Annotated in this window: 14 protein-coding genes; 10 read left to right on the top strand and 4 right to left on the bottom strand. The window is 65.5% G+C overall.

The annotated features are described in order from the left end of the window. From I6F12_RS04730 to I6F12_RS04745, 4 genes are all read right to left on the bottom strand, one after another. Entirely contained in the window at positions 1–1,527 is a 1,527-nt protein-coding gene (locus I6F12_RS04730; protein ID WP_225155608.1) for a thymidine phosphorylase family protein, read from the bottom strand. Between the two features lie 121 nt (positions 1,528–1,648). Further along, on the bottom strand, positions 1,649–1,813 hold the full coding sequence (locus I6F12_RS04735; RefSeq protein WP_036005811.1) for a Flp family type IVb pilin: 165 nt from the start codon (positions 1,811–1,813) through the stop codon (positions 1,649–1,651). Between the two features lie 259 nt (positions 1,814–2,072). Next, on the bottom strand, positions 2,073–2,309 hold the full coding sequence (locus tag I6F12_RS04740; RefSeq protein ID WP_225155609.1) for a hypothetical protein: 237 nt from the start codon (positions 2,307–2,309) through the stop codon (positions 2,073–2,075). A gap of 59 nt (positions 2,310–2,368) precedes the next feature. After that, the gene (locus I6F12_RS04745) at positions 2,369–3,370 is read right to left on the bottom strand and encodes a Ku protein (RefSeq protein WP_225155610.1); all 1,002 of its coding nucleotides are present in this window, start codon (positions 3,368–3,370) and stop codon (positions 2,369–2,371) included. A gap of 217 nt (positions 3,371–3,587) precedes the next feature. Between I6F12_RS04745 and I6F12_RS04750 the strand changes: the two genes are divergently transcribed. The 10 genes from I6F12_RS04750 (at position 3,588) to I6F12_RS04795 (ending at position 13,795) form a co-directional block, all read left to right on the top strand. Then, entirely contained in the window at positions 3,588–3,743 is a 156-nt protein-coding gene (locus I6F12_RS04750) for a hypothetical protein (protein WP_167361642.1), read from the top strand. Between the two features lie 241 nt (positions 3,744–3,984). Beyond that, on the top strand, positions 3,985–4,659 hold the full coding sequence (locus tag I6F12_RS04755; RefSeq protein ID WP_036005801.1) for a response regulator transcription factor: 675 nt from the start codon (positions 3,985–3,987) through the stop codon (positions 4,657–4,659). 109 nt (positions 4,660–4,768) lie between these two features. Next, positions 4,769–6,145 (top strand): sensor histidine kinase, encoded by a 1,377-nt coding sequence (locus I6F12_RS04760; RefSeq protein WP_225155611.1) that lies wholly within the window; start codon positions 4,769–4,771, stop codon positions 6,143–6,145. Positions 6,146–6,306: 161 nt separating this feature from the next. Continuing rightward, positions 6,307–7,707 carry a hypothetical protein gene (locus tag I6F12_RS04765; RefSeq protein WP_036005795.1) on the top strand — a complete coding sequence of 467 codons (1,401 nt, stop codon included), beginning with the start codon at positions 6,307–6,309 and terminating at the stop codon, positions 7,705–7,707. A 99-nt stretch (positions 7,708–7,806) separates the two neighbouring features. Further along, positions 7,807–8,076 carry a hypothetical protein gene (locus I6F12_RS04770; protein ID WP_225155751.1) on the top strand — a complete coding sequence of 90 codons (270 nt, stop codon included), beginning with the start codon at positions 7,807–7,809 and terminating at the stop codon, positions 8,074–8,076. A gap of 131 nt (positions 8,077–8,207) precedes the next feature. Then, complete coding sequence (gene ccmI, locus I6F12_RS04775) at positions 8,208–9,314, top strand: c-type cytochrome biogenesis protein CcmI (RefSeq protein WP_225155612.1); 1,107 nt, start codon at positions 8,208–8,210, stop codon at positions 9,312–9,314. A 34-nt stretch (positions 9,315–9,348) separates the two neighbouring features. Continuing rightward, positions 9,349–9,873, top strand: a complete 525-nt coding sequence (gene ccmE, locus I6F12_RS04780; protein ID WP_225127177.1) for a cytochrome c maturation protein CcmE — start codon at positions 9,349–9,351, stop codon at positions 9,871–9,873. Beyond that, positions 9,870–11,852 carry a heme lyase CcmF/NrfE family subunit gene (locus I6F12_RS04785; RefSeq protein ID WP_225152792.1) on the top strand — a complete coding sequence of 661 codons (1,983 nt, stop codon included), beginning with the start codon at positions 9,870–9,872 and terminating at the stop codon, positions 11,850–11,852. Before ccmE ends, I6F12_RS04785 begins: the two co-directional genes overlap by 4 nt. Before the next feature lie 4 nt (positions 11,853–11,856). Beyond that, positions 11,857–12,339, top strand: coding sequence for a cytochrome c-type biogenesis protein (locus tag I6F12_RS04790; RefSeq protein ID WP_036005780.1), 483 nt, complete (start codon positions 11,857–11,859; stop codon positions 12,337–12,339). Positions 12,340–12,451: 112 nt separating this feature from the next. Further along, the gene (locus I6F12_RS04795; RefSeq protein ID WP_225155613.1) at positions 12,452–13,795 is read left to right on the top strand and encodes a HAMP domain-containing methyl-accepting chemotaxis protein; all 1,344 of its coding nucleotides are present in this window, start codon (positions 12,452–12,454) and stop codon (positions 13,793–13,795) included. The last annotated feature ends 10 nt before the right edge of the window (positions 13,796–13,805 follow it).

Here is a 13,805-nt window from a genome sequence, read left to right on the forward strand (position 1 = left end):
TCATTCTCCGAGGGACTTGCCGTTGATCGCATAGCCGTTGTCGGCCGCAGTCGCGCTGGCCGCCAAATCGTGCTCCGACCGGCCGAACGTGTAGACGCGATAGAGTGGCTCGCCCTGCTCGACGCGGTCGCCGATCTTCTTGAACAGGCGGATGCCTGCGCCCTTGTCGAGCGGCGCGCCGGCGGTGCGGGCGAGGCGGTTCAGACGCAGGCAGTCGATCGCGGACACGATGCCATCATGCCTCGCCTCGACGTCGAAGCTGAGCGGTCCGAGCTCGTTGCTGCATGTCGAGGGGCCCTGTGCGTCGATGATCTTCTGCATTTGCTTCAGTGCCGCGCCGCTATCCAGCAGTTCGCGCGCCCGGGCATAGCCGGCCCCGCCGCGCAGCTTGGGATCGTATTCCAAGAGATGGGCGGCGAGCCGGAGCGACTTCTCGCGCAAATCGCGCGGCGCATCCTTGTCGTTGCCGAGCACCGCCATGACGTCGTTGGCCTCCAGCACCGGCCCGATGCCGTTGCCGATCGGCTGGCTGCCGTCGGTCGTGATCACCTCGACCGTCCGGCCGAAGCGGTCGCCGACGAATTCGAACAGCTTTCGCAGCCGCATGGCCTCGACGCCGCCGGTGACCTTCGCGGTCGGCCCGACCGGAATGTCGATCAGCAGATGGGTCGAGCCTGCCGCGATCTTCTTGGACATGATGGACGCGACCATCTGCTCGCGAGTATCCAGGCTCAGCGGGCGCTCGACCGAGATCAGGACGTCGTCGGCCGGCGACAGGTTCACGTGCCCGCCCCAGATCAGGCAGCCGTTGCAGGAGGAGACGATCGCCTTCATCTCCTCGACGGAGATATTCACCCGCGCCAGCACCTCCATCGTGTCGGCGGTGCCGGCCGGCGAGGTGATCGCGCGCGAGGAGGTCTTCGGGATCGGCAGGCCATGCGCGGCGACGATCGGCACCACCACCATCGAGGTGCGGTTGCCGGGGATGCCGCCGATGCAATGCTTGTCGACGACGACAGGGGTCGGCCAGACCAATTGCGTGCCGGCCTGCGCCATGGCCCCCGTGAGGGCGAGCAGCTCGTCGCTGGTGATGAAGCTCGCCGACCCTATCAGGAAGGCGGCGATCTCCATGTCGGAGTAGCGATAATGGGCAAGGTCGCTGATGATCGCGCCGATCTCGGCCTGGCTCAGAGTTCGTCCGCGGATCTTCGCACGCACCGCTTCCAGGCTCTCCGGAGGCGAGGCGGGCCTGACCGTGACCTCCGATCCGACCGCTTCGGCGAAGCGCCGGAACGCAGGCTCGGAGAGGCCGATCTCGTCGGGAGCCGCGAGCGTATCGTCGTCCGTGATCAGCAGGGTCGCCAGCAGAACCTTGCCGCCCTGACGAAGCTCGACGCGGCTGAAACCGCGGAAGATCTCCGCGCGCAGCGCCTTGGAGCGCCTCGAGACGACGACGACGTTCTCACGGCCGGTGTCGAGGCGGACGCGGCGGATCTTCAGTTGGGAATGCGGAAGGTCTGGATGCATGGACGGGCCGGCAGCAGGGAGTCGGACCTCCATGCTTAGACGTCGCCGTCCCGATGCTGTTGACCCAGATCATGGCCCGCCGCTCCGGCGGGCAGCCGCTGCGCAGGCCGTTGGCCGGCGGTTACTTCATCGCCGTGCTGACCGAGTTGAACTTGTTGTTGAGCAGCGCAGCGCCCGTGCTGTTGACGATGGTCACGATTGCCAGAGCGATCCCTGCGGCGATCAGGCCGTACTCGATTGCGGTTGCGCCATTCTCATCGGCAAGGAAGGACCTAAGCAGACGCATTGCCAACTCCTGTTCATCCGATCCGATGGATGGTCGCGTCGTTATCGGACTTGCAAATCGATCGAATAAATCTTCGAGCGCGCCAAAACACGGCGATCGCACCTTACCTCGTACGACGGCATTCATTAAATTAGGGTTCCGTCGATCCGTTCAAATGAAGTCAAACCGACAGCCCGGTGCATTGCCCCCATTGGCTTGACCGCTTAACCGATTGTTGAGCCTGTTCGTCAACGAATAGGCAAGGATGTCTCGATCGCGCTCATCCGCGCCGGCCGTCCGTATTCAGCGCCCGCAACATCGCGATGCGGGCGAACATCACCCAGCCGCCGCCGGTCTCGGCCGCATTGATCAAGGTCTCGATCGCGGTCTGCCAATGCGCCTCGTGCTGGGCGTCCTCGGGCAGCTCCATGATGTAGTCGGCGGCTTCTTGAAGCGTGAGCAGCTTGCGCTTGTTGCTCACGCGGACGGGATCGTCGAACGTCGTCGACCAGGGCATGTCAGGCCGGCCGATCGGCGAGGAGAGACATCACGGCGTGATCGCGGGGCGTGGTGCTGTCAGCCGGCCTTCTTTGCCCGCGCCGGCGCGCGCACCGGCTTGTCGGCGGCCTTCTTCGGCGTGGTCGCAGCCTTCGCCGCAGCGTCCTTGCCGCCCTTGCCTGATATCGGCAGCAGCATCTCGCGCTGGCCCTCGACGCGCTTCTTCGGCTTCTTGGCCTTGGTGTCCTTGGCGGTCTCCTTGTCCGTGTCCCTGGCGACCTTCGCCACGGGGGCCGCGTCCTTCTCGTTCGCGATGCTCTTCTTCAGCGCGTCCATCAAGCTGATGACGTTGCCGCCGGTCTTCGGTGCGGCCTTGGCGGTGATCGGCATGCCGCTGCGCTTCTTGTTGATGAGATCGATCAGAGCGGTCTCGTAATGATCCTCGAACAGCTCGGGCTCGAACGCGCCGGACTTCTTCTCGACGATGTGCTTGGCGAGGTCGAGCATGTCCCTCGTCAGCTTCACGTCCTGGATGTCGTCGAAATATTCCTTCTCGCTGCGGACCTCGTAGGGGTAGCGCAGCAGCGTGCCCATCAGCCCGTTCTCGAGCGGCTCCAGCGCGATGATGTGCTCGCGGTTCGTCAGCACCACGCGGCCGATCGCGACCTTGTCCATGCTGCGGATGGTCTCGCGGATCACCGCATAGGCGTCGTGGCCGACCTTGCCGTCCGGCACGAGGTAGTAGGGGCGGATCAGATAGCGGTTGTCGATGTCGGCCTTGGGCACGAACTCGTCGATCTCGATCGTGTGGGTGGAATCGAGCGCGATGTCGTCCAGCTCGTCCTTGGTGACCTCGATATAAGTGTCGGTGTCGACCTTGTAGCCCTTGACGATGTCCTCGGACGTCACCTCGTCGCCGGTCTCGGCATCGACCTTGAGATACTTGATGCGGTGGCCGGTCTTGCGGTTGATCTGGTTGAACGAAACCTTCTCCGTATCCGAAGTGGCCGGATAGAGCGCGACCGGGCAGGTCACGAGCGACAGACGCAGAAAACCCTTCCAATTGGCGCGGGGGGCCATGGGCTACTCCAGACGCAACAGCGGACAAGCTTTGAGGATACCATCGCCCAGTTGCGAATCATAGCAACCGCCGGCGCGGAATCTTGCAACGGCGTTAATCGCCGCCTGCGCCGTGTTTGCTGGACCGGAACATCGCCCGAGATGACGCGTTGCCCCGGCAATTCATCGCCGAGGAGGTCGCGGCCATCCGACGCGACAGCCACAGATCGAGGTCACCATGGCAACCAGGCGAGAGCAGAACCGGATCGTCGAAACTCCGACCGAGGCACGCCAGGGCGAGCCCGGACCATCGGTGGCGGCGCTGCTCGCCATCTCGACCGGGCTTGCGATCCTGATCCTCGCCGTCGTCTGGTTCGTGTTCTTCCGGACCTGACGGCCGGATCAGCACGCCGGCACCTTCCGGCTCGCCGCGCGATGCGGCACGTTGCGCCCACCATGCCATCGGCTCCTCCGGCGGCATGGTGGGCGCAGTCGCATTTGCGCGCGCCGGGTCGTATATGACCAAAAAGTAACGTAGCCCGGTTCCCTGCGTTCATATTCAGTTCACGCCGGAATTGCTCATCTGTGGCGGTGTTCATGTCGCCTGTTCTTGCAGCCTATCCTTGGAGAGAAGCGTGCGCCTGCTCGTTGTTGAGGACGACCCCGATCTCAATCGCCAGCTCACCAAGGCGCTGACCGACGCCGGCTATGTCGTCGATCGGGCTTTCGACGGGGAGGAGGGGCACTATCTCGGCGACAACGAGCCGTATGACGCCGTGGTGCTCGATATCGGCCTGCCGAAGAAGGACGGCATCTCGGTGCTGGAAGCCTGGCGCCGCAACGGCCGCACCATGCCGGTCCTGATCCTCACTGCACGCGACCGCTGGAGCGACAAGGTGCAGGGCTTCGATGCCGGCGCCGACGACTACGTCGCAAAGCCGTTCCACCTCGAGGAGGTGCTGGCGCGCATCCGCGCCCTGCTGCGCCGCTCCACCGGCCATGCCCAGAGCGAATTGACCTGCGGCCCGGTTACGCTCGACACCCGAACCGGCCGGGTCAGCGTGTCGGGCAATCCCATCAAGATGACCTCGCACGAATATCGGCTTCTGGCCTACTTGATGCACCATTCCGGGCGGGTGGTCTCGCGCACCGAGCTGGTCGAGCATCTCTACGACCAGGATTTCGACCGCGACTCCAACACCATCGAGGTCTTCGTCGGCCGCATCCGCAAGAAGCTCGACGTCGACATCATCCAGACCGTCCGCGGCCTGGGCTATCTCCTGACCCCGCCGCCGGCCCCGGGCGCCTGAGGCGTTCCGGCCTTTGAAGTATCTTGGCTTGACGGGAGGCCGAACAGGGCCCTTGGTCCGGTCATGACGTCCGACCACCTGCCATCCTGCGCCGCCCGGGATCATTCCGATGGCCGCTAGCTCGCTTGCGAACCGACTGTTCCTGTCGGCGACCGCCTGGCTCGTGGTGATCCTGGCCATCACAGGCGTGGTGCTGTCGTCGGTCTACAAGAACGCCACCGAGCGCGCCTTCGACCGCCGGCTCAATCTCTATCTGCGCACCCTCATCGCCGAGGTCGCAACGCCCGACGAGCCGCCGGACCGCCAGTTCCAGTCGCTTGGCGAGCCCCTGTTCGACCTGCCGCTGTCCGGCTGGTACTGGCAGATCACGCGGACCGACACCGAAAAGCCGGAAGTGCGCTCCTCGCGCTCGCTTTGGGACAAGAAGCTACCGAAGCTCGAAGAGCAGGGTGCCGAGCTCACCGCCGCCGGCATCCGCCTCGCCTATGTCGACGGGCCGGAAGGGCAGAATCTGCGCATGGTGGAACGGCCGGTCGATCTCGGTGCCGACGGCAAATTTCTGGTCAGCGTCGCCGGGGACGATACCGAGATTTTCGACGAGACACGCAGCTTCGACTACTATCTCGGCGGCACCTTCACGGCGCTCGGCATCGTGCTGCTGCTGACGACCGTGTTCCAGGTCCGTTTCGGCCTTGCACCGCTCAAGCGCATCTCGGACGCGATCGCCGACATCCGCTCCGGGCGGGCGGAACGGCTCGAGGGTGAATTCCCGGTCGAGATCGCGCCGCTGGCGCGCGAGACCAACGCGCTGATCGACGCCAATCGCGAGATCGTCGAGCGGGCGCGCACCCATGTCGGCAATCTCGCTCATGCGATCAAGACGCCGCTTTCGGTCATCGTCAACGAAGCCAGCGCGCATGCCGCCGATCCGTTCGCGGAGAAGGTGATGGAGCAGGCGGATGTGATGCGTGATCAGGTCGCCCATCATCTGGAGCGCGCCCGCATCGCGGCACGGGTCTCGGTGGTCGCGACCGTGACGGAGGTGGCGCCTGCCATCGAGGGACTGCGGCGGACCATGGAGAAGATCCATCGCGACCGCGGCATCGTGGTCGAGGCCAAGGCCGATCCATCCGCCAAGTTCCGGGGCGAGCGGCAGGATCTCGAGGAGATGGTCGGCAATCTCGTCGACAATGCCTGCAAATGGGCGGCCTCGCGCGTCCTCATTGATGTCCTCGTCGAGCCGCCACAGCGGGCCGGCGCCGGCCCGCGTTTGCGGGTCATCGTCGACGACGACGGCCGTGGCCTGTCGGAAGCCGAGCGCGCCCAGGTCGCCCGGCGCGGCAAGCGCCTCGACGAGTCCAAGCCCGGGTCGGGACTGGGGCTGTCGATCGTGACCGACCTCGCGGCCCTCTATGGTGGCAGCCTTTCGCTCGGCAGCGCCCCGACTGGGGGTCTGCGCGCCGAGCTGGTTCTTCCCGGGCTATAATCCCTTGTTTCGACGACAATTTCCGGCGCAGCTGAGGCTCCTCGAGCGAAGCATGGGAGGCATTCGAGGCAGCTTCCTAAACGGCTTCTTAAGTGGGGACCCCCTATGATCGCGCCGAACCCATCCCATGTCCGCCATTTTACCGTGCATTACCCGGGCGCATGAGCCAGACATCGATCGAGCGGCTGAGGGAATATCTCGCGCAGCTCCCGCCGCAGTCGCAGGCACTGCTGATGCGGGAGTTCGAGCGTGCGCTGGAGCGCGGCCAGGACACGGCGGTGGCCACCCTCGTGCTCGAGCAGCTGCGCAAGATCGTCCGCAAGAGCGAGGCCGACGAGGCTTTGCCGCCGCGCACGGACGATCTGTCGCGGCTCCTATTCCAGGTGTTGGAACCGTTCCTCATCGAAGCGGGCACTCCTGTCAGGGCCGGCCAGATTCGCCGCTCCTCGCTGCAGCCGATCTGGCAGTGGCTTGGCCGTGACGGCGCACCGGACAAGGTGAACGAATTCGAGGCGGCGCTGGCGCGCATGCCGGCGGACAGTGCTGGGCAGGTCGAAGCCCTGGCGCAGAAGCTTCAGGCGGTGGCCGCGGACGCCATCTTCGAGCTGACGGGGCCGGGCGGCGGCGACAAGTCGCGAGCGCTGGCCCGGGTCGGACCGCCCAACGTGATCGAGGATCTCTATTCGATCGGTGCGGTGCTCCAGGTCCGGGACGCCATTGCGACATTGAACGAGAAATTACCGCGCACCTTGCGGGCCTTCGGGGATTCCCAGATCGCCTCGGTGACGTCGGCGCTCAACATTCCGGCACTTCAGACGCCGCAGATGCTGCCTTTCGCCTTGTCGATCGTCGTGCAGCGGATGACCGCGCCCTGGCAGATCATCCGCCTTGCGGTCAAGATAGCGGCGTCCGATGACGAGATCCGCGTCGCGGCGACGCCCTACGGTATGGCCGTCACGATGGCCCTGCACGATTTGTCCTGCGTCGCCGCGGTCCTGCGCATGGACATCAAGCGCGGCCATTTCGACAATGTTGCCGGCAACCTCAAGACGCTGCACGACGGCGTGCGCGGACTGCGCACCGAGCTCGACCTGCGCAACGATTCGACCTGGGGCAAGCAACTGACGTCGATCCGGGCCGACATCTCCAATGCGCTGCAGTCCGAGATCGACAGCGTTCCCGGCCGCGTCCGTCGCATCCTGCGCCAGCGCCCCGAAAAGGACATTCCGCCGGGCGCGCGGATCGACAGCACCGAAGTCGAGGAAACGGTGGCACTGATCGACTTCGTCGCGACGTGCCGCAACTATGCGAGCGAGCTTGCGATCAACGAGGTGACGCTGCGTACCTTCTCCGATCTCCAGCAATATGTGGAACGGTCGACCGAGCAGCTGGTGCAGTCGCTGCGTGCCGCCGATCACAAGGTCCGCACCTATCGGCAGCAGCAGGTGCAGGCCGCGATCCGCTTCTGCCAGGTGCTGTTCGGCGACGATTACGCCTCATTGATGAGCCGGGCCGCCGAAAATGCACTCACGGGCGAGCGCAAATCGTCGCGCGCAGGCTGATCGGCGCGCATTTTTCCTGATCACAATTTGAAGTTGACGACACTGATGGCGCACCGTACTTTCGCGGGTGCAAGTCTGAAAATTTCCATCTGTAGGCGCATGAAACCGGTCATCAGCTCGATTGAAATTGAGAACCGCGTCATCGTTGCCAAGTATCAACGGCTGATGGTTGGAGCCAAGGTGGTGCTGGTCGAGAAGGTCAGCGATCGGCAGCTGCCCGAGACCGCCACCAGGGTTGCATCTCGGGTTCCGGTCGGAGCGCTGCGCATCAGATTGCCGGATGCAATCAAGCCCGGAACATACTTCCTGAAGGCCTTCGACGGGCACGGCGAGCAGGCCGCGCAAAGTATCGACTTCGAGATCGGCTAAGCCGTTGGATTTTCACCTTTTCGGCACTACATGCGGTTGCGCCGCCTTGACAATTGTCAATTGCCGCATCGTCCGGCCGTGGTGTAAAGGCACCTACAGGCGCGGTTCGGGCGCCGCCGGAAGCTTGCCAGATGACGCTATGGTTCGTGTTCGCGCTGATGACGGTCGCGGCCATTTTCGCCGTGCTCTTGCCGCTTGGCCGCACCAGCCGCGCACAAGATCAGGGCAGCGAGGTCGCGGTCTACAAGGACCAGCTCGCCGAAATTGAGCGTGATCTCGCCGCAGGGTTGATCTTGGCGCCGGAGGCGGAGGCTGCGCGCGTCGAGGTCAGCCGCAGGCTGCTCGCGGCGGCGGCCAGCGAGCCGGCAACGGCGCCGAAGTCGAACCTCATATGGCGCCGTGCGGCGGCCGTGCTGGCGCTTGCCGGACTGCCGCTCATCGCGGCCGGCGTCTACATGCCACTCGGCTCGCCCCGGCTGCAGGACTTTCCCCTTGCGCAGCGGGAGCGCGGGGGTGGCATGGCGCAGTCGCTCGAGAACCTCGTCGTGCAGGTCGAGCAGCATCTTGAGAAGAATCCGACGGACGGGCGCGGCTGGAACGTGCTCGCGCCGGTTCTGGAGCGGCTCGGCCGCTTCGACGACGCGGTGCGCGCCTATCGCAACTCGCTCACCTACAATGGCGAAAGCGCGGAGCGCAGGTCCGATCTCGGCGAAGCGATCTCGGCTGCCGCCGGCGGCGTGGTGACCGCCGAGGCCAAGGCCGAATTCGAGCGCGCACACGCCTTGAACGCCGACGATCCCAAGGCGAATTACTTTCTGGGCCTTGCCGCCGAGCAGGACGGCCGCAAGGACGACGCGGCCAATATCTGGCGCGCGCTGCTTGCGAAAGCGCCTGCGGATGCGCCGTGGCGTGCCCTGGTGCAGTCCTCGCTGGCGCGGGTCGGTGGGGGCGGCACGCTGCCGGCGCTGTCCGACGAGACGATTGCTGCCTCCAAGGACATGGCCGAAACCGATCGCAACGCCATGGTGCGCGGCATGGTCGATCGTCTGGCGACGCGGCTGAAACAGAACGGCGACGATGTCGAGGGCTGGCTGCGTCTGGTGCGCGCCTATCTGGTGATGGGCGAGCGGGACAAGGCAATGGGCGCTTCGGCCGATGCCCGGCAGGCGGTTGCCAGCAACGCCGAGCGGCTGCGCCAGCTCAACGAAGGCCTGAAGACTCTCGGGATCGGCGGATGATTTCGGGACGACAGATGCGGAGAACGGATACGCCATGACGCGCAAGCAGCGACGTATGACCATCATCGGCGGATCGCTCGCCGTGCTCGCGCTCGCGGCCGCGCTGGTGCTCAACGCGCTGCGCGACTCCATCGTGTTCTTCTCGACCCCGACCATGGTCGCCGAGAAGCATGTCGAGCCCGGCAAGCGGTTTCGCCTCGGCGGCCTGGTGCAGCCCGGCTCGCTCCAGCGCGGCGACAATCTTGCGGTGACGTTCGAGGTCGCCGACGGCAACGCCAAGCTGCCGGTCGCCTTCAAAGGCATTCTGCCCGATCTGTTCCGCGAAGGGCAGGGCGTCGTCGCGGAAGGCGCACTCGATGCCAACGGCGTGTTCAAGGCCGATACCGTCCTTGCCAAGCACGACGAGACCTACATGCCCAAGGACGTCGCCGATGCCCTGAAGAAGCAGGGGCACTGGAAGGACGATTACGGTCCCCAAGGTTCCGGCACCCAAGCTTCTGGCGCTGCCACCCCCGCGGCGACGACCGCGCAGGGCAATCCGCAGGGAGCGGTGCGGTGATCGCGGAATCAGGACATTACGCGCTGGTGCTGGCGCTCGCCCTCGCACTGATCCAGTCCGTCGTGCCGCTGATCGGCGCGCGCCTTGGCGACGCCGCCCTGATGAACGTGGCGCGCTCGACCGCACTGGCTCAGCTGCTGTTCGTCGGCGCCTCGTTCACGGCGCTGGTGATGCTGCACGTGAACTCGGATTTCTCCGTCGCCAACGTCTACGAGAATTCCCACTCGATGAAGCCGCTGCTCTACAAGATTACCGGCGTGTGGGGAAACCATGAAGGCTCGATGCTGCTGTGGGTGTTGATCCTCGCGCTGTTCGGCGGCTTGGTCGCCAGCTTCGGCAATAATCTGCCGCTCTCGCTGCGCGCGCATGTGCTGGCTGTGCAGGCCTGGGTCGCCAGCGCGTTCTACCTCTTCATCCTGATGACATCGAACCCTTTCCTGCGCATCGCCAGCCCGCCGATCGAAGGACGCGATCTCAATCCCGTGCTTCAGGACATCGGTCTCGCCGTGCATCCCCCGATGCTCTATCTCGGCTATGTCGGCTTCTCGATCTCGTTCTCCTTCGCGATCGCGGCGCTGATGGAGGGACGGATCGATGCGGCCTGGGCGCGCTGGGTGCGGCCCTGGACGCTGGTCGCCTGGATCTTCCTGACCCTCGGCATCGCCATGGGCTCGTATTGGGCCTATTACGAGCTCGGCTGGGGCGGCTGGTGGTTCTGGGATCCGGTGGAGAACGCTTCGCTGATGCCGTGGCTCGCCGGCACCGCGCTCTTGCATTCGGCGCTGGTGATGGAGAAGCGCAACGCGCTGAAGGTCTGGACCATCCTGCTCTCGATCCTGACCTTCTCGCTGTCGCTGCTCGGCACCTTCCTGGTGCGCTCGGGCGTCATCACCTCGGTGCACGCCTTCGCCACCGATCCGACCCGCGGCGTGTTCATTTTGCTGATCCTCTGCCTGTTCATCGGCGGCAGCCTCTCGCTGTTCGCGGGCCGCGCCACCTCGCTGAAGCAGGGCGGCCTGTTCGCACCGATCTCGCGCGAGGGCGCGCTGGTGCTGAACAATCTGCTGCTCACGGTGGCTTGCGCCGTGGTGCTGTTCGGCACGCTTTATCCGCTCGCGATGGAGATGCTCGCCGATTTCAAGATGTCGGTCGGCGCACCCTTCTACAATCTCAGCTTCGCGCCGCTGTTCGCGCTGCTGCTGCTCGCGGTGCCGTTCGGGCCGATGCTGGCGTGGAAGCGCGGCGACCTGCTCGGCGTGATGCAGCGCCTGCTCGCGGCCGGCGTTGCCGGGCTGGTCGTGGTCGCCATCGTCTGGGCCTGGGTGCGGGGCGGCAGCGCGCTGGCACCGCTCGCGATCGGGCTCGGCGTCTTCGTCATCGCCGGCGCGGTCACCGACCTCGTCGAACGGACGGGCCTGGTGCGCCTGCCGTTCGCAACGGTGCTGCACCGGGCGCGCGGCCTGCCGCGCTCGGCCTGGGGCACCGCGTTCGCGCATGCCGGCCTCGGCGTTGCGCTGATCGGGATCGTCTGCGAGACCACCTGGAACAGCGAATACATCGCGACCATGAAGCCGAACGAGACTGCCCATGTCGCCGGCTACGATCTGAAGCTCGACGGGCTGTTTCAACGCCAGGGCCCGAACTACCGCGAGATGATCGCAGAGTTCAAGATCAGCCGCGATGGCGAGGCGGTCACGGTGATGACGCCGTCCAAGCGCAGCTTCACCACCCGCGGCTCCTCGACGACGGAGGCGGCGCTGTTGACCAGCGGCGCGAGCCAGCTCTACGTCTCGCTCGGCGACGCCACCGCCGAAGGCGCCATCGCCGTGCGCATCTATCACAAGCCGCTGGTTCTCCTGATCTGGTGGGGGCCGGTGCTGATGGCGTTCGGCGGCGTGCTCTCGCTCTCCGACCGCCGCCTGCGGGTCGGCGCGCCGAAGCCGGCGCGCGCCAAGCAGCGCCTCCAGCCCGCGGAATGACCCGATGCGCCGGATGATGGCCGCGTTCATCGCGTTGGTGTTGCTGGCTTTGCCGGCGGCCCACGCCGTGCAGCCCGACGAGATCATGCCGGATCCGGTGAAGGAATCGCGCGCGCGCGAATTGTCGCGCGAGCTTCGCTGCATGGTTTGCCAGAATCAGTCGATCGACGATTCCGATGCGCCGCTGGCACGCGATCTCAGACTGCTGGTGCGCGAGCGCATCGCGGCCGGCGACAGCAATTCGCAGGTGCTCGATTTCCTGGTGGCGCGGTACGGCGAGTTCGTGCTGCTCAAGCCGCGCTTCGAGCTGCAGACCCTGCTGCTGTGGCTGCTCGGGCCGGTGCTGCTGATCGGCGGCGGCCTGGCGCTGTGGCTGCAAATCCGCCGCCGCTCGCGAACTGGTGTGGACGTACCGGCACCGCCGCTCACGCCCGACGAGAAGGCACGGCTCGCGGCCTTGATGTCGGACGAACCCAAATCGCCCTGAAGCCGTCTACGTCGTGCCACGCAGTGCGCGGCAACGGCTGCGTGGTTCATGCTAAATTGACCTTTGTCTGGAAGCTTGTCGCGAGATTTGATTCCAGCTCCTGAGTCCCCCGATGTTCGCGAACAGCAATCTGACGATCCGCTTCCTGGTCGGCGCCGTCGTCGCTGCGTTATTGTTCCTGCTTGGCATCGGCGGCGGCACCGGCTTCATCGCGGTCCTCTATCTCAACAACGAGATCACCAGCCTGTCCTCGAACTTCGCCGCGCTGAGCGGCCCGGCGCGCGACCATGCCATGCAGATCTACCAGCAGGCGCAGACCGCGTTTTCTTATTTCCTGGTCGCCTGCGGCGTGATCGCCGTCGTCGCTTTCGCGATCTGCTTCACCACCTGGTTCGCCGTGCGCAACGGCATCCTCAGTCCCCTCGCGGCCATCGTGCATGCCATGCGCGAGGTTGCCGACCAGAAGTTCGAGACATCAGTTCCGGGGCTCGGCCGCACCAACGAGATCGGCCTGCTCGCCGGTGCGCTGGAGGTGTTCAAGACCAACGGCCTCGAGCGGCGCCGCCTCTCCGAGCAGCAGCTGCATGAAGCGCAGCATCAGGCCGAGCGGTCGAAATTCCTCGATAACAGGATCAAGCGCTTCAACGATCTCGTCGCCAGTGTCGTCGCCAGCGTGGCGTCATCGGCCGTGCACCTGAAGACCAACGCGGAGACGCTGTCGCGGACCGCCAACGACACCAGCACCAAGGCCAATGCGGTCGCGAGCGCGGCGAGCCAGGCCAGCGCGAGCGTGCAGACGGTTGCAGGGTCTGCCGAGGCGATGACGAACTCGATCGGCACGATCAGCCGCCGCGTCACGGACGCGACCCAGCGCGCCGAAGGCGCTGCAAGCCAGGCGGAGAAGAGCCGCGATACCATTCACACGCTGTCGGATGCCGCCGAAAAGATCGGCGAGGTCGTCCAGCTCGTCCAGGCGATCGCATCGCAGACCAATCTCCTGGCGCTCAACGCCACCATCGAGGCGGCACGGGCCGGCGAAGCGGGCAAGGGGTTTGCGGTGGTCGCCTCGGAAGTGAAGAACCTGGCGCATCAGACCAGCAAGGCGACCGAGGAGATAACCTCGCAGGTCGCCAGCATTCAGGGCATCACCGCGGAGACCCGCGGCGCGATCGACGGCATTTCCAGGACGCTGTCGGAGATCTCGTCGATCATGTCGGGCATCGAGGTCGACACCGCCCAGCAGCGCAACGCCACACAGGAGATCACGCGCAGCGCCCAGGACGCCGCGCGCGGAACCCTCGACGTCTCCAACCATATCGTCCAGATCACCTCCACCTCGGCCGAGACCGGCCGCATGGCGGCCGAAGCCAGGGATTCGGCCGTCGATCTGTCGCGGCAGGCCGAGACCTTGAAGCGCGAAGTCGACGAGTTCATCGTCAGTGTCAGGGCGAGCTGAGGGGCCAGAA

The organism is Bradyrhizobium sp. IC4059 (genome assembly GCF_020193615.1).
GTDB lineage: Bacteria > Pseudomonadota > Alphaproteobacteria > Rhizobiales > Xanthobacteraceae > Bradyrhizobium > Bradyrhizobium yuanmingense.

What these genes read in the sequence shown, in the direction of transcription:
- I6F12_RS04730 (WP_225155608.1), bottom strand. Translation starts at nt 1,527, where the DNA reads ATGCATCCAGACCTTCCGCATTCCCAACTGAAGATCCGCCGCGTCCGC.
- I6F12_RS04735 (WP_036005811.1), bottom strand. Translation starts at nt 1,813, where the DNA reads ATGCGTCTGCTTAGGTCCTTCCTTGCCGATGAGAATGGCGCAACCGCA.
- I6F12_RS04740 (WP_225155609.1), bottom strand. Translation starts at nt 2,309, where the DNA reads ATGCCCTGGTCGACGACGTTCGACGATCCCGTCCGCGTGAGCAACAAG.
- I6F12_RS04745 (WP_225155610.1), bottom strand. Translation starts at nt 3,370, where the DNA reads ATGGCCCCCCGCGCCAATTGGAAGGGTTTTCTGCGTCTGTCGCTCGTG.
- I6F12_RS04750 (WP_167361642.1), top strand. Translation starts at nt 3,588, where the DNA reads ATGGCAACCAGGCGAGAGCAGAACCGGATCGTCGAAACTCCGACCGAG.
- I6F12_RS04760 (WP_225155611.1), top strand. Translation starts at nt 4,769, where the DNA reads ATGGCCGCTAGCTCGCTTGCGAACCGACTGTTCCTGTCGGCGACCGCC.
- I6F12_RS04765 (WP_036005795.1), top strand. Translation starts at nt 6,307, where the DNA reads ATGAGCCAGACATCGATCGAGCGGCTGAGGGAATATCTCGCGCAGCTC.
- I6F12_RS04770 (WP_225155751.1), top strand. Translation starts at nt 7,807, where the DNA reads ATGAAACCGGTCATCAGCTCGATTGAAATTGAGAACCGCGTCATCGTT.
- ccmI (WP_225155612.1), top strand. Translation starts at nt 8,208, where the DNA reads ATGACGCTATGGTTCGTGTTCGCGCTGATGACGGTCGCGGCCATTTTC.
- ccmE (WP_225127177.1), top strand. Translation starts at nt 9,349, where the DNA reads ATGACGCGCAAGCAGCGACGTATGACCATCATCGGCGGATCGCTCGCC.
- I6F12_RS04790 (WP_036005780.1), top strand. Translation starts at nt 11,857, where the DNA reads ATGCGCCGGATGATGGCCGCGTTCATCGCGTTGGTGTTGCTGGCTTTG.
- I6F12_RS04795 (WP_225155613.1), top strand. Translation starts at nt 12,452, where the DNA reads ATGTTCGCGAACAGCAATCTGACGATCCGCTTCCTGGTCGGCGCCGTC.